The sequence below is a fragment of the Herpetosiphon sp. NSE202 genome, assembly GCF_042688385.1.
In the GTDB taxonomy this organism is placed as follows: Bacteria; Chloroflexota; Chloroflexia; order Chloroflexales; family Herpetosiphonaceae; genus Herpetosiphon.
In genome coordinates this window covers 154,026-178,603 of the sequence record NZ_JBHUPY010000005.1, presented here as the reverse complement: position 1 = coordinate 178,603, position 24,578 = coordinate 154,026, and the positions used below count along the sequence as shown (strand labels likewise).

Here is a 24,578-nt window from a genome sequence, read left to right as displayed (position 1 = left end):
TAGCAGATCGTGGTTTTGCCATCAGGCTTTGGAACTGATTTATCTCATGCTTGCAGTGGAATCCCCTCACCCCCCAGCCCCCTCTCCCATTGAACGCAGGCGAGGGGGAGCACCCGTTTTTAACCACGTAGTGCGGCAGAACCACCATAAAAAAGCCCCTCGCCCGCCATGTGGGAGAGGGGATCTTAACAACCGAGCCTTGTAAGCAGTCCTCTCGCCCACTAGACGCAGGCGAGGAGGAGCACCAATTTTCACTACAAATCATGTAAAAACCACGGCATGAAAGCCCCTCGCCCGCCACGTAGGCGAGGGGTTGGGAAGAGGGGAACCCAATTTACAACAACGTAAAATTTCGCTCATCAGCAAACATCACCACAATTGGCGTGTTGGCTGGCGGTGGTGCGGTGTTGCGTAAATCGTTGCGAATCGCACTTTGGGTTTTGGTTATTCCTACGCCATGCGGCGAAACAAAATAATACTTAATTTCTAAATTCCAATCGCCATCGCCATCTTTCTCAGCGCTGGCATTAATAATTTGTCCGGGCAGCATTTGGCCCCGCGCGCGCAACGCCTTGGTCAAACGCCATGGCCGAATCACAAAGAAGATTAACGCTAGCCCGCCAAACAAACTAAACATCACGGCAAATGCCAGCTGCATCAGCACATTATTCCAATTCACCAGCGCGCTTAATTTGGAAATCTCTGGATTGGCAGGGTCATAGCGAACTGCCACCGAAGCACCTTCGCTCAAACTATGATAGCTTGCTTGATCAATGCTATGGCTTGATTCAAAGCTGCGACTCGTGCCATTGAACGGAGCCTCAAAGCGATAAGCGACAAAATAGCTCGGATCATCGCCACTATTCTCGATCCTAAGCTGGGTGATCGTTGCTTGGGTATCATCGCCATTAATCAGCGCTTGCGTATTGCTAAAATCACGCAGTAAAAAGCCCAAGGCGATACAGCCAACCAGCAAAAACGGCAGACTAAACAGCAACATAAAGCCAACAAATTTGCCGCTGCCATAGGGTTTTTGGCGCGTCACAACAGCGGCATTCTTAGGATTAAGTAAAAATGGGTGCATAGACTATCCTTTGAGCAGTACAACATCAAACACAGTTAACAGTTATACGCGATGAGTATCAAGGTTTTGTTAAGCAGCTGAGCGTAGTACAATGAGCACGAATACGTGGAGGATGCGATGTACAACCTGACAATTGCTCATCTTTACCCTGAACAGATGAATATTTATGGTGATCGTGGCAATATTATCACCTTACGCCAGCGCTGTGCATGGCGCGATATTACAACAACCCTGATTCCGGTGATGCCTGGCAGCAGCATCGATTGGCAAAGTGTCGATTTGGCATTTTTTGGCGGGGGCCAAGATAGTGGCCAAGCGTTAATCGCTGCTGATTTTGTTGAGCAACAAGCAGAGCCATTGCGCCGCGCCGCCGAAACTGGCATGGTGTTGTTGGCAATTTGTGGTGGCTATCAGCTGCTCGGCCATTATTTTCTGACCCATACTGGCGAGAAATTACCAGGCATCGGCTTGTTGGATGTGCATACCGTGGGCAGCACCCAACGCCTGATTGGCAATTTGCTGATCGAGGCCAATTGGGGCACTGGTAATCAAACCTTAGTTGGCTTCGAAAACCATAGTGGTGGAACCTTCCTTGGATCGGGGGTTAAGCCTTTGGGCAAGGTGTTGGCTGGCCATGGCAACAACGGCAAAGATGGCAGCGAAGGTGCAGTTTGGCAAAATGTCATTGGCTGCTATATGCATGGCTCGTTACTGCCCAAAAATCCCCATTTTGCCGACCATTTGCTTGAGCTAGCGCTGCAACGGCGCTATGGCTCAAACGCCACCCTCAAACCACTTGACGATCAGTTGGAACTAGCCGCCCACAACACCATGCTCGAACGCCTCAAAGGCTAGCTAAAAGGATTGATATGCAACATTTTTATAATAGCGAGCTAGGCCAGATTCTCGCACTCGATCCCAACCAAACCTATGCTTCAATTCCCGTAATCTGTGCCATGCTGGAAATTCTGCATGCGCCGCAACTCAAGCGAATCAAAGCGCATGCCACCTTGGCAGATGGCTTACGCCAACTGCGCGTGCCCAATCTCGATGGCGAGGATGAACGCCAGCCATGTTTGCGCATCGATCTTATTCCCTTGTGGGTGGCAGGGCTTGATCCCAAAAGCGTGAGTGCTGAGGCTGCGCCAATTGTGCAAGCATTGAGCAACGAAATGGCCTCGGTGCTGTGGCAGAGCTTTCGCCCGCAAGGCTTTGAAACCAACGACCAACTATTGCCCAACCGTTGGGAGCAAACCCAAGCCGAAGTGGCCTATCGTGGGGCGTTGGCCGTGGCCAACCTAACCCGCGAGCAGATGTTGCTTGAGCGCCAGCTTAGCGCCGATGTTGAAGCCCGCGAAATGGGCGGCATGAGCGCCGAAATCGAGGCCAACGCGGTGTTATTGGCCCGAACGGTGCGGCGGGTCGCCCAGGTGGTGGGCGAACGCTCGCGGCGCAACGAATATCCGGCGATTTTTGATGGCTTGTATCGCCAATGGGGCATCACAACCTACCGCCGCATGCCCCAAGCACGGCTCAGCGAAGCCTTGGCCTGGCTCGAACGCTGGTATGGCGATGCCCTCGGCGAGCCAGAACCAATGCCCGATATTTAGTAAGGATGAAGGATGAGGGATGAGGGATGAAGGTTCACAGAACAGAGAACAAATCAAAAGCCAAAAGAGTAGCTTTAAACGCAGAGACGAAGATTGACCGAAGGATGAAGTAGGGGTTAGGGGTCAGGATTCGGGGGCTAGGCTATGTGTATTGGTACATTGGATTGGCAATCATGTTCCCTCACCCCCCAGCCCCCTCTCCCACTGAACGCGGGCGAGGGGGAGCCAACCAGTGTTTACCACCAATCATGCCAAACCAACGCAACCAAAAGTCCCTCGCCCGCGCCACGGGAGAGGGGTTGGGGTGAGGGGATCTTAACAACCTACCCCCGTAAGCGTAAGCTACCCCCCTCTCCCACTGAACGCGGACGAGGGGGAGCACCCGTTTTCACCACGCAATCATGCAACAACCACGGAATGAAAGCCCCTCGCCCGCATTTTCTTCGTGCTCTTCGTGTCCTTCGTGGTTGAAATAGTATCCCAAACCCCTGATCTCTGCCCTCTGTTCTATGCTCTCTGTTCTCTGTTCTTTGTTAGCCCAAAATTCCGCCCACAAGGCTGCCACCATCCATGGTCAGCACAGTGCCGCTGGTAAAGGCGGCGGCATCGCTGGCCAGATACAAGGCAGCGGCGGCAACTTCATCGACCGTGCCAATGCGGCCTAAGGGCGTGCCCGCCACAATTTTCTGATTCAGATCCTCGTTATCCCACAGCGCTGAGCTAAATTTTGTTTTAATCAAGCCTGGAGCCAAGGCATTGACCCGAATATTGAATGGGCCTAATTCTTGAGCCAACTGCTTGGTCATGGCAATCACTGCTGCCTTGGAGATACTGTAAATTCCCATTGCGGTCGCTGGTTGCAGGCCTGCCACCGAAGCAACATTGATAATCGCGCCCCCGCCTTGGGCTTGCATGGCCTCAGCAGTCGCTTGGATCAGCCAAAAATAGCCTTTAACATTGACCTCGTAGGTTTTATCCCATTGGGCAGCATCGGAGTTGAGCAACGGACCAAAATGCGGATTAGTTGCTGCATTATTGACTACAATATCGATTCGGCCCCATGCGGCCAAAGCTTGTTCGACCACCGCTTGCACTTGCTCGCGCTTGCCCGTGTGACATGCTACGGCCAGCGCCGTGCCACCAGCTTGATTAATGCTATCGGCGACGGTTTGCAAGCTTTCTAATTTGCGCGCGCAAACCACAACCTTGGCTCCTGCTTGGGCAAAATGTTGGGCAATTGCCTCGCCAATTCCCCGTGATGCACCAGTTACGATTGCCACCTTGCCACTTAAATCGAATGTCGTCATTGGCATTACTCCTAGTTCAAGGGCGATTCTGCTTGGGCCGAAACAATTGCTAATCGCCTTGGCTCATCCACGTCTATCTTAGCAAAAATTCGGATTTTCAGTTGCAAATTGATCAAGTTGCTGCTCACGCGCATCGGCGAGCAGGCTTTTATACTCTGGGCCTGGCTTAATCCCTTGGGCCTGCAAATCACGCCCGCTTAGCTGGCTAGCAATTGGCCGCAACACCTGCAAGTAATAGTCAATTTGCTGTTGAACGATGGGCATTTGGGCACTGGCCCAAACCTGCAAAACCAACGGCTCAAACGGGCTAAGTAAGCGATCAAGCTTGCCTGCCGAGAGCGTGGTGTTGATCAGCGGAGCAGCAGTATTCGCCAATTCATGCCATTGCGCAACTGCTTGACGAATCGGCTTGGGCAGGCCAAAGCGCCGAGTTTGGGCTTGGGCAACGCTTGGTTCAAGTTGGCTCATCAACAGCAACCAGCCAATTGCCAATTGCTCGTTTGGCAAATTTGTAAGCAATGTTTGGGCTTGTTGATTGAGGGCAGGTGGCCAAGCACAACCAAATAGTTGGCGCAGCACGCCCCATTCATCAGCCAAACTTAGCGCTTTGAACGCACTTGGCTCGCTTAACAGCAAACCCAATTCATTCCACAAACGGGCGGGTGTGGTCTGATCGAGCCACGGCAAGCCTTGTTGCAACCACTCGGCGGTGGTTGGCTCAAGCCTAAATTCTAAGCGGGCTGCAAAGCGCACGGCCCGCAAGATTCTGGTTGGGTCATCGATAAAACTGCGCTCATGCAAGACCCGAATCAAACCATGCTGAAGATCAACCAAACCATTGTGCGGATCAATCACGTTGGTTGGTTGATTGACCAGCTGCAAGGCCAAACAGTTGATGCTAAAATCGCGCCGCGCCAGATCATCAACCAAGCCAGCAAAACGAACGACTGGCAAGGCCGCAGGCTGGGGATAGTGCTCACGGCGGGCAGAAATCAGATCCAAGCTGACCACCGTACCAGTATCCAGCCAACTCAGGGTTGCGGTACCAAATGGCGGGTGAGTATGCAGCTGATCAGGCCAAACTGCGGCCCAAGCCTCGGCCAGCGCAATCGCATCGCCCTCGACTACAATGTCTATATCACCAACTGGGCGCGCCAGCAGCCAATCGCGAACGCAGCCACCAACCACATAGCAGGCCAAACGCTGTTCAGCTGCATACTGCATCAGCCAGACGATGCGTTGCTGCAATGGCGCGGCAGCTTGGCTAAAAAACGCTGTAAGATCATACAACATTGAGCGATCTCAAATAAAAAAATGCCCTCACTCGCAAGGAGTGAGGGCATTGTAACCGACAATTGGTCAAAACTTACGACTTGCTAACCAATGGCAAGAAGATCTTGAACACTGCTTGAACTGCTTCGATTGCGACTTCAACACTACCAGTGTTGCGATCTGAAGCCGAGCTATATTCAAAGCTGTTGGTCAAGGTGCCAGCTTGGGTTGCGCGAGCGCGGTAGGTCAAGGTCAGCGTACCTGGTTCGCCAGCGCCAACCGAAGTACAGATGGTTGCGCCTGCGGTTGGAACGCGAGCGCTGGTTGAGCTATCTTCACTATGGTAGTAAGTTGCACCCAACGTACCATCGTTATTTTCGATCCCAACTGCAACACCCTCACCAAAGGTGGTTAAGTTGCCAGTGAGCGTACCATAGACAGTACAGAACTCTGATACTTCACCATCAGCGCGGGCATAATTGGTAAAGTTAAGGTTCGAAGTGGCTGAACCAAATTGTTGAGCACCTTGGTATTCGATTGCGACATAAGGTGCGGTAGGCTCGTTTGGATTGACCCCATCAACAATCAAGACATAGAACTCGCCACCACCGGTATCGGTTGATGAGGTACCATTCAAGTCCAAGTCAGTCCACAAACCTGAGTACGTTCCGTTAGGAGCGGTTGGATCAGGCATTTGCTGTGCGGTGAACAGATCATCGTTGGCCCCAACATCGGTAAGGTGCAAGGTACCATTTGAGCTAATCAGCACTTCGCTGTGATTGACATCAAAGGCGCGAATATTGAATGGTGCAATATTAAAGCCAATGATTGCTTCATCACATGAGGCGAATGGAGCTTCGGCACAAACGGCGGTAGCGTTCGCATCGGCTGAAACATCGAAGTTATCGAATGCTACGCCACCGTTGCGGCTATCGCTGAAGGTATAGCCTGTATCAGCACCTTCGACCACGCCGCTCCAGGTGATGGTGCGGGTTGCAGCGTTGTAGCTAGCGCCAGCAGGCAAGCTGCTTGCATCTAATTCCAAGCCGACAGGCAAGGTGTTGGTTACATAGAAGGTATCGTCCATCGCGGCAGCGTTGGAAATCGTCAAGGTATAGGTGACGTATTCGCCAACATCAACCGTTGTGTCGCTCACATTGACGCTAACTTCTGGCTCCAAGACTTCGAGCCGGAAGGTGGTGCGGCCAATGCTACCTGGGTTTGCTGGGCTGGTGCCAAGGTCGAATTCGCCAAACCAAACATCACCAGCTTCGAGGGCTGGCTCGTCCCAGTAAATATCAACGCTGAATGGAGCGCTGCCTGAAACGTTGGCTGGACCAACAACATCCCAGTTCCCAAGGTTGGTGGTTGGAATATAGTAGGCTTCGAGCGTAATTGGGTCGGGAGCATTGACTGATTCGGCCCAGTTTTGCACCAAGATAATATAAGTGCCAGCAACTGGGTTAGCCAACGAGAAGGTTTCTAAGGCTGATGGGGTCGTTGCGGTACCAATTTCTTCGCTTTCTTGCGGAATGCCATCGCCGTTGATATCGCGGAAAATGTACATGTCGACATCTTCTGAGGTCGTTTCAGCGATGCGGGCAGCAAATTTGCTTGCGCCAGCAGGAATCACAAACGATTTATAGAAGGTACCATCATTGATGTCATCATAGACTGAACCGTCATCGCTGTCACCAGTGATAACTTCAGTAACCTGCAGACCTTTGGTCAAACCAAATTCGCGGATGGTCAAGTTGGTAACATTGATAGCGTTATAGCCGCCAACCGTCACCTTGCCACTATCGCGGCGGGTGGTTGCCGAAGCGTTAGCGGGCACGCCACCTGAAGTTGCCTTGACTGCAATTGGGAAGTGGACGGCTGGTGCGCGGTTGGCTGATTCAGTCAAGCGCAATTCACCAAAGATCCAGTTGCCATTGATTGGGCGGCCAGCAACATTAGCCTTGATCGTAATGGTGCCGGTTGCACCTGGAGCCAAGTTCAAGCTTGCAGGAGTTGCAGTAACCGTAACTGGCGAGGTTGAACCGCTGACAGTCCAGGTTGTTGCAACACTCAAGGTATTCTTGACAGTCCGCGTCCACGTACATTCAATTGCACATGCGTCGTTGGCGGCGCTGGCAATGTTCAAGGTTGCAGGGTTGCCACCAGCTGATGGGTTTGCTGCAACGAAGTTTGAAACGGTTTCGTTCAGCACCAAACCAGCGCTGAATACTTTGGTCAAATCGACGCGACCAGCACCCATGTTGAATGGATCAGCTGGGGTTACGCCATCTGGCTTAACAACGCTGGTCTTAGCGGTCGTCATCAAGGCCGATTTGATTTCAAATGGAGTCCAAGTTGGGTATTTTTGGCGCATCAAGGCGGTCACGCCAGCGTTGTGCGGGCTTGACATTGAAGTACCACCGATAACTTGGAACAATTCGCCATCGACGAAATCGTTATCCCAAACGAACGCAGTATGACCGGCGTTGACATCAACCCCAATCAAGGTTACGTCTGGTTTGATCAAGTTTTTGACTGGCGAAGGACCCATTGAGCTGAAGCCAGCCATCTTATCGCCAGGGCCAGTAACTTTAACCCCACCATCGGCTTTACCGGTGACGGTGCCTGATTGAACGTAGGTTACCAAAGCTTCGCCAGCTGCGCTTTCCAAGGTTGCGTTCTTTTCGAGGTGAACACAGACTTTGGCGCAGTAGTCGGCAACAATCCCTTGGTTGTCGGTAGCGTTAACGATAATCCCGCCACCAGCGCCACCAGCAAACACGTTAGCGTATTTGAGCACGCGGGCGTTATTCCCACGGCGACAAATCACAATATCGGTTGCTTGGAAGGTGCCTGGTGCATAGGGCGATACACACAAACTTGGGGCAACAGTTTCACCTGCTTGTGGTGGAGCCAATTTGATTTGGCCAGTAACTGAGCCTGGGTAGAGTGACGCACCAACTAATGGGGTTGGAGCAGCACCAGTGCCACCGCTTAAGTTGCTAATATAGCCTTTGAATTCGCGGGCTTGGGTGCTAGCAGCAACGGTGATCAACCATGGTGAGTTGTGAGCAACGCTCCCAACGGTACCAGCGTTACCAGCTGAGGCGCTAACAACCACGCCAGCAGCGTTGGCATTACGGAACGCAACTTCAACGCCATCAGTCCATGGTGAGTTGCCGCCACTGATCGAGTAGTTCAACACATCAACGCCGTCAATCAAGGCTTGGTTGATAGCTGAAACTGAGTCGCCACCATTACATCCGCCGTCTTCAGTGTCGGTTGGATCTTCTTCCCAACAGACTTTGTAGGCGATAATGCGGGCGCGAGGTGCAACCCCTGAAACGGTGCCGAATGGTGAAACGGTGCCACCGTTACCGCCAGCAGTTGTGGCGGTGTGGGTGCCGTGACCGCTTTGGTCCATTGGTGATTTCATTTCACCAGGATTAGCAATGCCACCGCTGTTGTACCACCAAGCCCCAATCAGCTTGTCGTTACAGGGGCCAAAGCTACCATCTTGTGTTTGAGCACCTGAGGTAGCACAAACACCTTTGTAACCACCTGGCCATGCACTGTAATCGCCACCAACTGGTGATGGGTCGCGCAATGATGGGTGGGTACCAGTGCTGGTCACAGTGCTTGAAGGGTTGTAGATACCGCTATCGATAACCCCAATGACGATGTTTTCACCGGCATTGGTGCCAGTGTTGCCACCGCCAAGGTTTTGCCAAAAGCTTGCAGTGCCAATAAATTGGTTGCTACTATCGGTATCGAGCTTTTCGACTGGAGCAACTTCAACCGAAGCAACTTCAGGGTGATTGCGCAATACGGTAATTGCTGAAACATCAACTTCCAAGAACATCCCGTTCAAGGCTACTTGATAATCGGCAAGTTGCTTGATTTGGTTTGATTTGGCTTGGACATCTTTAAGGAAGCTTGCATGCTTGCCATCAAGATATTTCAAGTAGGCTTGGGAGTCAGCCGTCTTGACATCGAGTTTGTTACGGCCAGTTTGCGCATTGGCAGTGGCCTTCAAACCATTAACTTCGCCAGCATAGGTTGCCAACGGAGCTTCGTGGAACTGAACAATAACTTTAACCGAGCCAGATTTGGCAAATTCACCATACAATGGGGCAAGAGTGGGTTTGTTTGAACGGTTAGCAGTGCTTTGATTCACTTGCAGCGAATCAGTTGCCGTTTCGACACTGGGCTTGAGGGGTTCTGCTGCCCGTGTGACGTTGTTAGCGCTTAAATTGGCCGCTAACATGGTTAACAACGCTAAGACCGTTGCTAAACGAGTGTAACGATGTTTCACTACCAGTTACTCCTTCAGCTATATCGAATTCAGACCTGGGCGAATTGGGAATACAACGACGAAAATCAACCTCCTTATCGACAGTGCCTTAATTCGCATATCAATCTATAGCCTGAACCAAACCCATCTAAAAACAGAGTTTGGCAGATGATTGCAGAGAGAACCCCGTGGCTGAAAATAGTACAACCGATGTGGGGAGAGTTTGAGATTTCACGCCTATATGGCGCTGATTGGGACTAAAAAAGCGGGACTAATTGGTGATTGTCGATATGATGCGCTGTATTATAACACATTCTCTCTTTGATGAAGAACTGATTAAGGGGTGATTATTGGGTTAATCGTAGTGTATCCAGTTGGATGACCAATCAACTATCAATCGTAAATGACACCTATGCAGCCTTGTTAAATCGTGCTTGGCTATTAAAATAAGTATGAATCGCTCACGACGACCTGCTATAGTTATTCTGCTTCGAGTTGCGCACACGGAATGTTAACATCATAGAAATTCTGCAGATAGGTGACACCAAACAGCATCCGTGTGACTTGTTCGCTGTTTCCACTCCCAATTACGAGTATATACATCCCCGGCTCGAGGTTGGGAAGCGTCCAGTCGTACTGTTGAGCAGGATCGCTGGCTCGAAGCACCGTTGCGGTGGGGGGAGTCCAGACAAACCGTTGTGGTGTCTTATCGGTATACAGCGGGCCTTGCACAATGAATGAGAGTTGCTCAAGATGAAGATTGATGGTTCCTGCTTGCAACGTCAGACGCAGAGTTATTGATTCATGCAGATCGAAACAGTTCTTGGGAAGATAAACGCTGGCAGCATCACTAAAGTCAGCGCCCTCTTGGGCAAGGCGATAGGTAATTGCTTGGGCCGTTGGATCAGGTTGGCTTGGCCCACACGCTCCCAAAACCAGCACCAACCCGCCAACAACCAAGCACTTGAAACGTTTCATAGCGAATCCTTTCATCTGCATGGATACTCTTTTAATCATATGGAGAAGCGCAGAAGCATAGTTATTTAACAGCAGCGCTGCCGCCAGCAACCAAACAATGGATGTAAGCCTCATTTGGTACGCTGAGCTGACGACCTGCTATAGTTATTCTGCTTCGAGTTGCGCACACGGAATGTTAACATCATAGAAATTCTGCAGATAGGTGACACCAAACAGCATCCGTGTGACTTGTTCGCTGTTTCCACTCCCAATTACGAGTATATACATCCCCGGCTCGAGGTTGGGAAGCGTCCAGTCGTACTGTTGAGCAGGATCGCTGGCTCGAAGCACCGTTGCGGTGGGGGGAGTCCAGACAAACCGTTGTGGTGTCTTATCGGTATACAGCGGGCCTTGCACAATGAATGAGCGCTGCGCAAAATCAAGATCGATGTTGCCTGCTTGCAAGGTGATTTGCATGGTGATTGATTCATGCAGATCAAAACAGTTCTTGGGAAGATAAACGCTGGCAGCATCACTAAAGTCAGCGCCCTCTTTGGCAAGGCGATAGGTAATTGCTTGGGCCGTTGGATCAGGTTGGCTTGGCCCACACGCTCCCAAAACCAGCACCAACCCGCCAACAACCAAGCACTTGAAACGTTTCATAGCGAATCCCCTTTAGCCAAGTCTCAGCAAGCAGCCAAATATCGCCATCGAGCAATGCGCTTTGCACACGTTAATTCAGCCTGAACGAATTGCGCTATGGATTAATGGATAAGCACAGCGATTAATCTCTTTCACCTATAACAATAACTGTGTGTTCGCGATGAGAAAGCAATTTTGTGAAGGAGGGATTAATGCAAAAAGGGGAATTTGCGCAGCTGCTCTTCCATCTCAACCACGATTATACAATCTCGTTGGTCGCTTTGTCGAGGGGAGTATATGCCCTGAACTTCTAGGGATAGGCATCGTGGGCGCGGTCATGCACCTAATCAGCCATTACCAGTAACCCCTAGCCTAACCCACCAAAAGAGCTGTTTCTTGGCGCAAAATGCCGTGTTATGATTAACCTAAACCATTGCGAAATGTGATGATTTAACCAGGTTTTAGGAGTACGCCATGGCCCCTGTAAAAGTAGTTTTGCCAAATGGTCTGCGGATTTATACCGATGAAATGCCTCATACCCATTCGGTTTCGATGGGTATTTTTACCCAAGTTGGTTCGCGCTACGAAAATGCCCGCCTAACTGGGATTTCGCATTTTTTAGAGCATATGTTTTTTAAAGGCACCGCCAAATATCCCACTGCCAAAGATTTAAGCGATGCCATCGAAGGCATTGGTGGCTATATCAACGCCTCCACATCCTACGACACAACCTGTTATTACTGTAAAGTTGCCAATATTCATACCGAACGTGGCATCGATGTATTAACTGATATGCTCAACGCTGCTTTATTCGAACCCAAAGAAATCGAAAAAGAACGCGGGGTGATTCAAGAGGAAATTAAAATGTCGCTCGATGTGCCCGCCCAATGGGTGCATCAGTTGCTCGATGAATTAATGTGGGGCGATCAGCCAATTGGCCGCGATATTGCTGGCACGCTCGAAAGCGTTGGGTCATTTACCCGCGAGGATCTTTTAGCCTATCGCGATCAGCATTATGTCGCTGGCAATACAGTCATCTCTTTGGCTGGTAACTTTAATAGCACCGAAATTGTTGATCGCTTAACCAGTCTCTTTGGCAGTTATCGCAGCCTTGAAGTGCCCAAGCCAATTGCAACCAATAGTTTTGGCAACGCGCCAGTTGTACATCTGCTGAATAAACCGACCGAACAAACCAATTTTGTGCTCGGGCTGAAGTCGTTTGGCTATGGCGATAGTGACCGTTGGGCCTTGAGTGTGCTCGATAGTATCCTTGGTGGCGGCATGTCGTCACGCTTGTTCCAAGAAATTCGCGAAGAACGTGGTTTGGCCTATAGCGTCGGCTCCTACACCGCCGAATACGACGACGCTGGCAAGTGGATTATCTATGGCGGCGTGGAGGTCAGCAAGGCCGTTGATGCAATTAGCGCGGTCGTCGAAGAGTTGCGCAAATTACGCGATAACGGGGTGACACCAGCAGAATTGCACCGCATCAAAGAGCAAGTTAAAGGTGGCATGTTGCTTGGGCTTGAGGATACATGGTCGGTCGCCAATCGCAATGCCCGCCACGAGCTACGCTACGGCGAAGTTATTCCTGTCGAGCAAATTGTTGCTTGGATCGAAGCCGTAACCTTGGAAGACATTCAACGGGTGGCGCAGCGCCTAATTCGCCCAGATAACTTATACTTAGCAATCATTGGCCCGCATGCCGATGCCGCTGAGTTTGAACACGCTATTACGTTATAGCACATCGCCGCAAGTCGCTGGTTGGCAATGCTGCCAGCCAGCCTGTATTGTAAGCATAAGGAGAACACCGCGTGAGCCGTTTTGATGAAATGCGCATTTTTAGTGGGTCGGGCAACCCAACCCTGGCGCAGGCGATCAGCTCGTACATTGGCATCCGCCACGGTGAACTGAGCATCCATACTTTTCCTAATGAAAATATTTTTGTCAAAATTGAAGAGAGTGTCCGCGAACAAGATGTGTTCGTGGTGCAATCGTTAGGTTCTCCGCTTAACCACCTGATTATGGAAATGTTGATTATGCTCGATGCCTTCAAACGGGCTTCTGCTGGTCGCATTACCGCTGTCATTCCCTACCTCGCCTATAGCCGTACCGATAAAAAAGACCAACCGCGCGTGCCAATTACCGCCCGTTTATTGGCCGATTTGATTGTAGCCGCTGGCGCGCAGCGGGTGCTGACCCTCGATTTACATGCAGGCCAAGTTCAAGGCTTCTTCAGCGTTCCAGTTGATGAAATGAGCACCATGCACTTGCTGACCAACGAAGTCAAATCGTGGGGCTTGGAAAATGGCATCATCGTTTCGCCAGGTTTGGGCTTTGCCAAAAAAGCCCGCAACTTTGCCGAAGCTGTCAATATGCCCCTAGCCTTGGTCGAAAAACGCCGCATCAACCACCAAGATGGTTCGGTTGGCCATTTGGCAATTTTGGGCGATGTTGCTGGCCACGATTGTGTGATTGTCGATGATGAAGTTGCGACCGGCCATACCATGATTCGAGTTTCGGAGCTATTGATGGAACGCGGCGCACGTTCAGTCCGCGCATGCTGTATCCATCCATTGCTCTATGGCGATTCAGTTGAGCGGCTGAAAAATAGTCCAATCGAGCGCTTCGTCACCACCGATACCATCACCTTGCCACCAGAAAAACGCTGGCCCGCCTTGGTGGTTAAATCGGTTGCACCGCTCTTGGGCGAAGTCATTCAACGGATTCACACCGGGATTTCGGTTGGCGCAATGTTCCCTGCTGGCCCACAAATTGGCCGCTGGTAAGGCTTAATTGTAATGGTTCATTGGATTGGCAACCGTGTTCCCTCACCCCCCAGCCCCCTCTCCCACGAAAACGCGGGCGAGGGGGAGCGCCCGTTTTCACCATGCCGTGCGGCAGAATCACGGGATGAAAGCCCCTCTCCCGCCATGTGGGAGAGGGGTTGGGGTGAGGGAATCAGGCGGTGGTTAACCTGATATACCAGTACACTTAATGACCCAATTACTCTGCTTCACACGAAGATTTAACGCGCTTGCTGCATTAAATCTTCGTGGTGTTTAACCTGGTACAAGGATGTTCGATCATGGCAAGTTCAACTGATGTTTTAGTGATTGGCGGCGGCGCAACTGGCACTGGGGTCTTGCGCGATTTGGCAATGCGTGGCTTGCGCTGCATCTTGGTCGAGCGCCGCGACCTGGCCGATGGCACAACCGGACGCTACCACGGCTTACTCCACTCTGGGGCGCGCTATATTGGCCGCGACCGCGAAGCCGCCCGCGATTGCGCAATCGAAAACCAGATTTTGCGCCGCATTATTCCGCATTGCATCGAAGATACCAATGGCTATTTTGTGTCAACCCCGCACGACCCCAAACGCTATGCTGAGGAATTTTTGGGCTTGTGTTTTGCCGCAGGCGTGCCAGCTCAACAAGTGCGAGTTAGCACGCTCTTGCAACGTGAGCCAGCGCTCAATCGCGGCATTTCGCATGCCTTTGAGGTTGCCGATGGTTCAGCTGATGCCTTTTTGACTGTTGAGGCCAATGTGCGTTCAGCACGTGAGTATGGCGGGCAGACCTTACTCTATCACGAAGTTATTGAATTAATTGTCGAGGCAGGCACGGTGGTTGGCGCTCGCTTGCGCAACAATTTGACTGGCGAGGAATTTAATCTAGCTTGCAGCGCGGTGATTAATGCTGCTGGGGCTTGGGCTGGAAAAATTGCCGCCATGGCAGGAGTGGCGGTCGATATTGTGGCCGGCAAGGGCGTGATGGTTGCCTTCAATCATCGCCTCGTTAATAGCGTGATCAATCGCTGCAAACAGCCTGGCGATGGCGATATTATTGTGCCAGTGCGGACGGTGTGCGTTGCTGGCACCACCGATGAAAGCGTGCCCGACCCTGATGATCGCTCAATGTTAGCCCATGAAATTGCCACCGTTTTAGATGAAGGCGAGATTTTGATTCCTGGCTTGGCTCAGGCCCGCATGTTGCGCGCATGGGCTGGTGTGCGCCCACTCTATCGCGAACAAGTTACCACCGACGATCGCGAACTAAGCCGCGATTTCAAGGTGCTTGATCACGTCCAACGCGACGGCGTGGCTGGCTTCGTCTCAATCGTCGGCGGCAAATACACCACCTATCGCATGATGGCCGAGCGCACGGTTGATGTGGTTGCCAAGCAGCTTGGCAATACGATGCCATGTCGTACTGCCGACGAAGCGATTCCAGCGCCCGATCAGCGCCGCTTATTTACAGTTGGGGCACCGCTGGCCACTATCGAGGCCGAACAAAGCTATGGCGATTTGATTTGTGAATGTGAATTGGTGACGCGCCAACGGCTGCTCGATGCATGGCAAGCAGGGGCAACCAGCATCGACGATTTGCGCCGCGATACACGCATCGGCATGGGGCCATGCCAAGGCGGATTTTGCACCATGCGCACTGCTGCGTTGGCCTACGAAGCCAAAGTTGCCGAGCCACAACAGAGTGTTGCGGCCATTGAAGATTTTCTACAGGAGCGCTGGCGAGGCATTCAGCCAATTCTTTGGGGCGATCAGTTACGCCAAGCCCGACTTGATGAGCAGATTTACCTCAATTTGCTGAATGTGCAGCCTGAGGCAGGCCAAGCATGAAGCAACAGTTTGCTCGCTGGCAACAGCGAGCGCGTCACCTCAAACAACAAATAAGTGTCTTGCTGCTTGCATGGCGCGATCCACGAGTACCATGGTATGCCAAAGTCTTGGCGCTTTGCACGCTGGGCTATGCATTCAGCCCCATCGATTTGATACCCGATTTTATTCCAGTTTTGGGCTACGTGGATGATTTGCTGCTACTGCCGCTTGGGATTATGTTAACAATCAAACTTATTCCAAACGAAGTTTGGCACGAATATAGCCTCAACGTTCAACAAAGCCAAGCCCAAACGAAGCCCGTGAGTTATCTTGCTGCGAGCTTGATTATTGGGCTATGGCTTGGCATAGTGTGGTTTGTATTTCACAACATATGGTAATTAAAAAAATTCAATCAAAAGTCGCTTAACGAAGCAGAAAAGCAATGCTATACTAGGGCACGAAGCAAACCCAACAATCAATGAGGGAAGAACAATGCAAATCGCCGCATTATTAAGCGAGGCTCGCAACGCCTTGCGTGGAGGAGATCGCGCTAAAGCCAAGCAATTGGCTTCGCAAGCCTTACGCCTTGATAGCAAACACGTTGAAACATGGCTATTCTTGGCTGAGGTTGTCGAAGCTAGCGAGCAAAAACGCGATTGTTTCCAACGGGTTTTAGCGTTCGATCCGACCAATGCTGCTGCCAAACAAGGCTTGCAGTTGCTTGATGCACCAGCTGAACCACCAGCACCGCCCGCAGTTGCGAGCGTTGAATTGCCAGAATCGGCATGGTTTGGCAATCAAGCTGTTGCATCACCACCAACCAGCAGCACTATCGCCACGCCACCACTCCCGACCAGCCCACCAAGTACAGGCATTCGGCCATTGGCTCAAGCATCAACGCCATCGTTAGCAGAATTGAGTAATTTGCCAGCCAGCATGCCTGCTGCGCCAAGCTATGCTCAGCCAATCCAAGCGGGCTATGCTCAGCCACCACAAATCGGCTATGTCCAACCGATTCAGGCTGGCTATACGCAGCCAAATCAAGGCTATGCGCCACCTATGGGCCAGCAGGGGCAAATGCAAGGCCAAGTAGCCTATCCGCATGTGCAGCCGAGCGGCGCAGCCAAGGTTTTGAAATGGCTGGTTTTTGCTACCCTTGGCTTAGTTGCGCTCTGTATTGGCTTTGCTTACTTAAGCAATGCAGTTAAAACGCCCCCCCCAACGCCAAAGGTCAGCGCCCAGGATCGCACCACAGCGATGATCGATGCAATGATTAAAATGGTTGCTAATCCACAAACATACACCGCCAATGGAGCCCAGATTACAGGTAAACCTTTAGTCGAAAAATACTTTAGCAAACCTTACCGTGTTCGATCGGAACAAAGTGCAACTGAAATGATTATGGGGTTGAATGCAGCAACTGATAATAGTCTTGGTAGCATTGCGCCTCTGATTGCTAAAGCCTATGTGACACCGATTGAGTATGAAGTTATTTCAGAAGATAAAGATAAACAGATCAAGCTAAGAATTATTTCAGGCGAAATGGTCATCATTACGAAAGATAATCGAATTGCACGATCACCATTGACTAGTATGTATGAATCAATCACCTTAGTTAATGAAGATGGCATCTGGTATGCTCATGATGTTGAAGATCCTAACTAAATCATGTCTCAAATGCTAAGATTGGTATAGAATAGAATAAGCTGTTACTCCGCCCCAATGCTGTGGCTGGTATAGTTAAGCGAGAGAGTCGAAGGCCATTCTTTGTGCGGAGGCTTAGAACTCATGGATGCAACAGCCGATATTGGCTTAATCGGATTGGCCGTCATGGGCCAAAATTTGGTTTTGAACATGAACGACCACGGCTTTGTGGTCGCTGTCTATAATCGTACCACCAGCAAGGTCGACCAGTTTCTGGACAACGAGGCCCAAGGCACGAACGTGGTTGGAGCACACTCGTTAGAAGAGTTGGTTTCCAAGCTCAAGCGCCCACGCCGGGTTATGTTGATGATTCAGGCTGGGAGCGCGGTCGATGCCACCATTGAACAATTGGTGCCATTGCTCGAAGCAGGCGATATTATCATCGATGGCGGCAACTCGTTGTTTAGCGATAGCAACCGTCGCACCGCTGACCTCGAAGCCAAGGGCTTGTTGTATATCGGCACCGGGGTTTCTGGCGGCGAAGAGGGTGCACGCCATGGCCCTTCGATTATGCCTGGTGGGTCGCCAGCAGCATGGCCCCATGTCAAGCCTATTTTCCAAGCCATCGCTGCCAAAGTTGATGATGGCTCGCCATGTTGCGATTGGGTTGGTGAAGGCGGCGCAGGCCACTTCGTCAAAATGGTTCACAATGGCATCGAATATGGCGACATGCAATTAATTGGCGAAACCTATGATGTGATGCGTTCGCTCGGCCTAAGCGCCGATGAAATGAGCACGGTTTTTGGCGAATGGAACGAAGGCAAGCTCGATTCATACCTGATCGAAATTACCCGCGATATTCTAGCCTTCCGCGATACTGATGGTGCGCCGCTGGTCGATAAGATTTTGGATAGCGCAGGCCAAAAAGGCACCGGCAAATGGACGGTTGTTTCAGCCTTAGATAATGGCATTCCATTAACGTTAATTGGCGAAGCCGTATTTAGCCGCTTCTTGTCGGCGCTCAAAGCCGAACGGGTTGAGGCAGCCAAAGTGCTCAGCGGGCCAGCCGAACAACCAACTGCTGATCGCACGGCTTTGGTCAACGATTTGCGCGAAGCCTTGTATGCAGCCAAAATCGTTTCGTATACCCAAGGCTATATGCTAATGCGGGCTGCCGCCAATGAACAAAACTGGAACCTCAATTATGGCGGAATTGCCCTGATGTGGCGCGGTGGCTGTATCATTCGCTCAGCCTTCTTGGGCAAAATCGAAGAAGCCTATCGCAATAATCCTGAATTGGTAAATTTGTTGCTCGACCCCTATTTCAGCAACGAAGTGCAGCAATCACAAACAGCATGGCGACGAGTGATTGCCCACGCGGTAACTGCTGGTATTCCAGTTCCAGCCTTGTCAAGCGCATTGGCCTTCTTCGATGGCTATCGCACTGGCAACTTGCCAGCCAACTTGTTGCAAGCCCAACGCGATTACTTCGGCGCACATACCTACGAACGGGTTGATGCAGAACGCGGCAAGTTCTTCCACACCAACTGGACTGGTAAAGGCGGCACAACCACTGCCGGCACGTACCAAGCCTAGATTTAAAGTCAAAAATCAGAAGTAAAAAGTCAAAATGCTTCTTCGATCAATTAAGAAGAAGCATTTTGACTTTAGCCCTCAATCATTCCGAAAAGACTAATTCAACGATCAAACCACTCATTTCTGCATTCGATTTTTTGATTTTTGCCTTCTGCCTTTTAGCATTTTTGATTTTTGTCTTCTGCCTTTTGACTTTCCAATTGGCTATGACTTTTGATTTTTGCCTTCTGCCTTTTGACTTTCTAAGGGGGTTAACTATGGATTTAGGTTTAGCCGATAAAGTGGCATTTGTGGCGGCTGGCAGCCAAGGCTTGGGCCATGCAGCAGCCTTAGAATTGGCCCGCGAAGGAGCCAAGGTTGCAATTTGCGGGCGTAATGATGCCACGTTACAGCAAACTGCCGCTGCAATTCAGGCCGAAACCAACAGCGAGGTGCTCGCAGTTGTCGCCGATGTGACTGATCCTGCAGCTATTCAAAACGCAATCGCGCAAACCATAGCTCATTTTGGCGGCTTGCACATTTTAGTAACCAACGCAGGCGGCCCACCACCAGGCTACTTTGATAATCTCGATGATGCAGCGTGGGAGCAGGGCTGGAATCTGAGCTTTATGAGCGTTGTGCGGCTGATTCGCGCAGCCTTGCCGCATTTAAAAACTGCTGGTTGGGGCCGAATTATCACCATCACCAGCGCCACCGTTAAGCAACCAATGGATGATCTGCTGATCTCCAGTGCGATTCGGCCTGGCGTGGTGGGACTCGTGCGTTCGTTAGCAACTCAGCTTGGGCCAAGCGGCATTACAGTCAACAACCTTGCACCAGGCTTTACCTTAACCGAGCGAGTGAGCGAAATTTTTGCCGCGCGCTCAGCCAGCAAAGGCACAAGCTTCGAGCAAGAAGCGGCTGGCATTACCAACAACACCCCAGTTGGGCGCATGGGCCAGCCCGCTGAAATTGGAGCCTTGATTGCCTTCATTGCCTCAACCCGCGCTGGCTATATCACAGGCCAAACATTTTTAATTGATGGCGGGGCCTATCGCGGCTTAGCCTAATTTCAACGTGTATTGGATGTTAGGATTAACCAAATTTAGCCAACGATCAAAAAAGGCGTGCCCAACACATGGTTAGGCACGCCTTCGGTTTAAGAGTAATCGAAACTTACTTGAGGCTTTCAGCAATCTTGGTGGCTTGTTCGCCATCGATGTTGCCAGTGATAACAAAGGTTACATCGGCTTCTTGCCAAGTCAAGACAACCCCAACATTCCCACGGCCTTCAATCAAAGTGCCTTGAACGCCACGAACGGTTACTGCCGTGCCGCCACGTTCGATCTTGGCATCTGGATCGTCGCCTTTGGCTTGAACCAAGGTCCATTCGAGGTCTGCGCCAGCGTAGGTTTGGATCACGGTGGTTGCTTTGGCAAGGTTCAGCAATTGAACATCGCTCAAGTTTGTGCCCAAGGTTTCGCTAGGAGCCAACAGGTTGAAGCCTGCTTGCGCCTTGGCTTGATCCAAGGTCAAATCGGTGGTTGGTGCAGCTTGTTCCATTTCCTTGATCATATCGGCAATTTTGACGACTTCAGCACCAGCTGGTGGCTGAGCGCTGAATACAGCTTTGTCGATGCCCTTGTTGATTTCGAGGGTTTCGGCAGCAAAGCTGACATTGCCCATATCTTTGGCATCAAGCACAAACTTGACAGGCATCCAGTTGCTATCTTCGAGCCATACGTTAATATCAACCAAAAGATCGATTGGCAATTGTTGTTGGGTATCTGCCTTTGGTGCAATGCTTACTTTATAAGTATCAAAGCCAGCAACTTTTTCTTCGCCCAAGATGGTGATCGTCAAGGCATCTAAGCCTTTTTCAACCACACTTTGCAATTGACCAAGCATTGCGGTTTGGTCCATGCGACCACGACCGCCTTGGCCTTGCTCTTGATCTGGTTGGCCCATTTGCGATTGGCTCAACTCAGCAGCAGTACCAACATACACTTTATTTTCAGCAGGCTCGTATAACCAGCCTTGGGTGCCATCGCTGACGACTTCAACGCCAACCATTTTGGCATCGTTGGCATCGAGGATTTTAGCGCGGAAGGCTTTGATTTCATTGCCATCAGCATCCTTGTTGCCAGTTTTGCTCGACCAAACTTCGGCCTTCATAAAGCCGGTCGCTTGATCCGAGGTGTAGTCGACGCGCATAACCGCATGAACATCGTTGGTATTGGCTTGGCCTTCTCGAATTTTGGTAACGATGTTTTCAGCAGTGATGGCTTCTTGACCACAGCCTGCTAACACCACTGTTAACGCGAGCATCAAGCTCCACATTCGCTTGAACATTGGGTCCTCCTAGCAGTATTGAACGGTTTTATAGTAGCACGGCCCTTGGGTACAAACTAGGTCAGCGATGTAATAAATTGATGAACAGCTATTAACTACCAAAGCCATGCGCCAATCAGGCTTGCCGCCCAAACACAAAACCAAATCAAGGTGGCTTGGGTCATTTTGGCCGTCGCAATCCGATCAAGGTCGAGGCCAGGGATGGCTGGGCGCAAGAGTTGGGTCATCAAATTAAACACGCTCCAAGCCACAATCAATAATTGGGCCAAGCGTAACACCGCCAACCATGGCTCGCCCCACCAAACGCCAATTAATCCCACGCCAATGCCTGCAATCAACAGCAAACTGCTGCGCCAAAGCATGGCGCTTAGCAAGGCCAAATAGCTGGTGCGGCCCAAGGTTTCGTGCTGAATGCGGCTTTGATTATTGAGTAACAACCACCATGCTGGCAGTTGAATAATGGCAATAATTAGCCCAAGATGTAATACAACACCAACCGACTGAACAACGCTTTGTTCGGCCAAATTTGGAGCACGCAACAAAAGCATATGCACGGCAATTAGCCCAGCCCAAAGCCCAATATAGCCCCACGTTACGCGCTGATGGCCTTGCAACACTCCATGCACCACACCCGATTCGATCATCGATTCTGGGCGTGGACGCGGCATTGCAGCAGTGCGGGCACGCGGTTTGGGCTTGGGTGCTTTTGGGGTTGGCGGCGCTTGATCTTCAAGCCGCACGGTTTCGCTGGGAAGCCGCACAGTTTCACTAGGAAGTGGCACGGTTTTGCTTTCCAAAGGTTGGGTTTGGTTGCGAAAGCGCTGCTCGGCAAGATCATCAAAATCTTCCAAGGCCGAAAGCGCCAGCTGATTATCTGGGTTAATCGCCAGCACGCGATCCAAACAATAGCGCATTTTATCGGCGGAATCGACCACGCCGCTGAGCCAAAGCCAAGCTTGCTCATGGTTGGGATCGCGTTGCACAATGCTGCTTAATAATTTTCGCGCTTGTTCAATCTGGCCTTGATTGGCTGCTGCTTTGGCCGAGCGCAAGAGTTCATCAATTGATTGTTCGGTCATACTGCTTCCTCAATATTAACAAGTCTATTTTAACCGAGGTTCGCGACACACCGCACAAGCAGTAAGGGCGGTATAATGGTGGCAACCACTGATCAACGCTATCAATGGCTGCATTTGTCGTGAACGGTGCAAGCAACTGCCTGCATCGCTAGTGCGGAGTGTCAACGGTGACCTACTTCGACTCTTTGTTAATTGCCAATCGAGGCGAAATCGCGGTGCGGGTAATTCGGGCTTGTCGCTCATTGGGCATCGAGGCAATCGCCGTGTATTCCGATGCCGACGCACGCGCCTTGCATGTTCGCGAGGCCGATCGAGCGATTCGAATTGGCCCAGCCGCCGCTGCTCAATCGTATTTGAATATCGAGGCGGTGCTGGCCGCTGCCCAACAAACTGGGGCGCAAGCAATTCACCCAGGCTATGGCTTTCTCTCAGAAAATGCCAATTTTGCCCGCGCCTGTAGCGCCGCAGGCATCGCCTTTGTTGGGCCGCCCGCCGCCGCAATTGAGGCCATGGGTTCCAAAAGCGCCGCCAAACGGCTAGCTGAATCGGTTGGCGTGCCCACAGTTCCAGGCTACAACGGCGATGATCAAAGCGAACAACGCTTGCTGGTCGAAGCCGAACGGATTGGCTTTCCCTTGCTAATCAAGGCTTCAGCTGGTGGCGGTGGCAAAGGCATGCGCAGCGTCCATAGTGGGGCTGAATTTTTGCCAGCCTTGGCAGCAGCCCAACGCGAAGCCCTCGCAGCCTTCGGCGATCAGCATGTGCTTTTAGAAAAGCTGATCGAACACCCACGCCATATCGAGTTTCAAATTCTCGGCGATCAGCATGGCACCATGCTGCATCTTGGTGAACGTGAATGCTCGATTCAGCGTCGCCATCAAAAAGTGCTCGAAGAATCGCCATCAATCGCCTTAACCCCTGAATTACGCGCCACGATGGGCGCAGCGGCAGTACGCTTGGCTCAAGCTGTCAATTATTCCAATGCTGGCACCCAAGAGTTTATGCTCGATGCAGATGGCAAGTTTTATTTCCTCGAAATGAATACCCGCCTACAAGTTGAGCATCCAGTGACCGAATTGGTAACTGGCTTGGATTTGGTGCAATTGCAAATTGCGATTGCTGCTGGCGAACGTTTGCCCTTTGATCAAGCAGCAATTCAGCAAACTGGCCATGCAATTGAAGTGCGGTTGTATGCTGAAGATCCAGTGCAAATGTTGCCCTCAATTGGCCAATTAACCAGCTACACACCGCCAGAAGGCCCAGGCATTCGGCTTGATACCGGGGTGACGATCGGCGATCATGTAACGATTAATTATGACCCAATGCTGGCAAAATTGATCGTTTGGGGCGAGCAGCGCCAACAAGCTATTGCTCGTTTGCGCTATGCGTTACAACATTTCGAGGTAGCGGGAGTTACCACCAATATTCCCCTGCTGCAAGCAATTATCAACACGCCAGCCTACCACGAAGGCGCAACGACCACCGATTTTCTGCAAACTCACACCATTGGCGAGCAATTGCAGCAGCAGCAATTACCACCTAATTTGGCCTTAGCAGCCCGCGCCTTGTTTGATTTGGAGCCTGATCCTGCCGCTGCTTTAGTTGCAGACCCATGGAATGTGCCATGGCGCGCTGCGCAAATGCCGCATCACTTGCGCTACCAAAGCGCCGAACAAACACTTATGATCAAAGCGCAGCCGCAAGCCCCCCAACAATGGCTGATCACGATTGGTGACGAGCACATCGAAATCGTTGTGCTGCGTCGCCATCTCAATCGCATGGTTGTGCGGGTTGCCGACCAAATTTACCAAGCCCAGCTTGAGCAGCAAAGTTTGGTTTGGCAAGGAGTTGGCTATCAAATTATGTCCGCGCCAGCACCCAGCCTTGAGCAACAGCGTGGCCACAAAGGCGATGCCAGCCTTGAAGCGCCCATGCCTGGCACAATTATCAAACTCCTCGTTGCCGAAGGCGAGCACGTCAGCGCTGGTCAGCCATTATTAATTATGGAAGCCATGAAGATGGAGCATACTGTGACCGCGCCCCATGCTGGCACCGTCATCAAATTGCCCTATCGTCAAGGCCAACAAGTCAGCGGCGGCGTAGCCTTGGCCGAAATCAGCGCCGAATAGCCGAATGCAGCAAGCCAC

18 protein-coding genes are annotated in these 24,578 nt (G+C 51.3%); 10 read left to right on the top strand and 8 right to left on the bottom strand.

Annotation, left to right across the window (positions count from 1 at the left end; translation table 11 throughout):
• Positions 1-334: 334 nt before the first annotated feature.
• Positions 335-1,084, bottom strand: coding sequence for a DUF3592 domain-containing protein (locus tag ACFMKP_RS06840; RefSeq protein WP_382290269.1), 750 nt, complete (start codon positions 1,082-1,084; stop codon positions 335-337).
• A gap of 117 nt (positions 1,085-1,201) precedes the next feature.
• Between ACFMKP_RS06840 and ACFMKP_RS06835 the strand changes: the two genes are divergently transcribed.
• Positions 1,202-1,939 carry a type 1 glutamine amidotransferase gene (locus ACFMKP_RS06835; protein WP_382290268.1) on the top strand — a complete coding sequence of 246 codons (738 nt, stop codon included), beginning with the start codon at positions 1,202-1,204 and terminating at the stop codon, positions 1,937-1,939.
• 14 nt (positions 1,940-1,953) lie between these two features.
• Entirely contained in the window at positions 1,954-2,694 is a 741-nt protein-coding gene (locus ACFMKP_RS06830) for a phage antirepressor N-terminal domain-containing protein (RefSeq protein ID WP_382290266.1), read from the top strand.
• Positions 2,695-3,227: 533 nt separating this feature from the next.
• Here the strand turns inward: ACFMKP_RS06830 and ACFMKP_RS06825 are convergent.
• The 5 genes from ACFMKP_RS06825 to ACFMKP_RS06805 form a co-directional block, all read right to left on the bottom strand.
• Entirely contained in the window at positions 3,228-4,007 is a 780-nt protein-coding gene (locus ACFMKP_RS06825) for a glucose 1-dehydrogenase (protein ID WP_382290264.1), read from the bottom strand.
• A 72-nt stretch (positions 4,008-4,079) separates the two neighbouring features.
• Entirely contained in the window at positions 4,080-5,294 is a 1,215-nt protein-coding gene (locus tag ACFMKP_RS06820) for a CCA tRNA nucleotidyltransferase (RefSeq protein WP_382290262.1), read from the bottom strand.
• A 73-nt stretch (positions 5,295-5,367) separates the two neighbouring features.
• Positions 5,368-9,588, bottom strand: a complete 4,221-nt coding sequence (locus tag ACFMKP_RS06815; RefSeq protein WP_382290260.1) for a S8 family serine peptidase — start codon at positions 9,586-9,588, stop codon at positions 5,368-5,370.
• A 459-nt stretch (positions 9,589-10,047) separates the two neighbouring features.
• Entirely contained in the window at positions 10,048-10,545 is a 498-nt protein-coding gene (locus ACFMKP_RS06810; protein WP_382290258.1) for a hypothetical protein, read from the bottom strand.
• 144 nt (positions 10,546-10,689) lie between these two features.
• Positions 10,690-11,187: a hypothetical protein gene (locus ACFMKP_RS06805; RefSeq protein WP_382290256.1), complete on the bottom strand. Its 498-nt coding sequence runs from the start codon at positions 11,185-11,187 to the stop codon at positions 10,690-10,692.
• Between the two features lie 453 nt (positions 11,188-11,640).
• Between ACFMKP_RS06805 and ACFMKP_RS06800 the strand changes: the two genes are divergently transcribed.
• From ACFMKP_RS06800 to ACFMKP_RS06770, 7 genes are all read left to right on the top strand, one after another.
• Positions 11,641-12,909, top strand: a complete 1,269-nt coding sequence (locus ACFMKP_RS06800) for a M16 family metallopeptidase (protein ID WP_382290255.1) — start codon at positions 11,641-11,643, stop codon at positions 12,907-12,909.
• A gap of 71 nt (positions 12,910-12,980) precedes the next feature.
• Entirely contained in the window at positions 12,981-13,955 is a 975-nt protein-coding gene (locus ACFMKP_RS06795; protein ID WP_204754487.1) for a ribose-phosphate diphosphokinase, read from the top strand.
• Between the two features lie 299 nt (positions 13,956-14,254).
• On the top strand, positions 14,255-15,802 hold the full coding sequence (glpA, locus tag ACFMKP_RS06790; RefSeq protein WP_382290252.1) for an anaerobic glycerol-3-phosphate dehydrogenase subunit GlpA: 1,548 nt from the start codon (positions 14,255-14,257) through the stop codon (positions 15,800-15,802).
• Complete coding sequence (locus ACFMKP_RS06785; protein ID WP_382290250.1) at positions 15,799-16,179, top strand: YkvA family protein; 381 nt, start codon at positions 15,799-15,801, stop codon at positions 16,177-16,179. The genes glpA and ACFMKP_RS06785 overlap by 4 nt, the downstream gene beginning before the upstream one ends.
• Before the next feature lie 94 nt (positions 16,180-16,273).
• On the top strand, positions 16,274-17,446 hold the full coding sequence (locus ACFMKP_RS06780; protein ID WP_382290248.1) for a tetratricopeptide repeat protein: 1,173 nt from the start codon (positions 16,274-16,276) through the stop codon (positions 17,444-17,446).
• A 123-nt stretch (positions 17,447-17,569) separates the two neighbouring features.
• Positions 17,570-19,021, top strand: coding sequence for a decarboxylating NADP(+)-dependent phosphogluconate dehydrogenase (gene gnd / locus ACFMKP_RS06775; protein WP_382290246.1), 1,452 nt, complete (start codon positions 17,570-17,572; stop codon positions 19,019-19,021).
• 257 nt (positions 19,022-19,278) lie between these two features.
• On the top strand, positions 19,279-20,070 hold the full coding sequence (locus ACFMKP_RS06770; protein ID WP_382290244.1) for an SDR family oxidoreductase: 792 nt from the start codon (positions 19,279-19,281) through the stop codon (positions 20,068-20,070).
• Positions 20,071-20,176: 106 nt separating this feature from the next.
• On the opposite strand, the gene ACFMKP_RS06765 is transcribed toward ACFMKP_RS06770, so the two are convergent.
• Together ACFMKP_RS06765 and ACFMKP_RS06760 are read right to left on the bottom strand one after the other, a co-directional pair.
• Positions 20,177-21,352, bottom strand: a complete 1,176-nt coding sequence (locus ACFMKP_RS06765; RefSeq protein WP_382290242.1) for a DUF4367 domain-containing protein — start codon at positions 21,350-21,352, stop codon at positions 20,177-20,179.
• 95 nt (positions 21,353-21,447) lie between these two features.
• Positions 21,448-22,431 (bottom strand): tetratricopeptide repeat protein, encoded by a 984-nt coding sequence (locus ACFMKP_RS06760; protein ID WP_382290240.1) that lies wholly within the window; start codon positions 22,429-22,431, stop codon positions 21,448-21,450.
• 167 nt (positions 22,432-22,598) lie between these two features.
• Between ACFMKP_RS06760 and ACFMKP_RS06755 the strand changes: the two genes are divergently transcribed.
• The gene (locus ACFMKP_RS06755) at positions 22,599-24,560 is read left to right on the top strand and encodes an acetyl/propionyl/methylcrotonyl-CoA carboxylase subunit alpha (protein WP_382290238.1); all 1,962 of its coding nucleotides are present in this window, start codon (positions 22,599-22,601) and stop codon (positions 24,558-24,560) included.
• Positions 24,561-24,578: the final 18 nt, after the last annotated feature.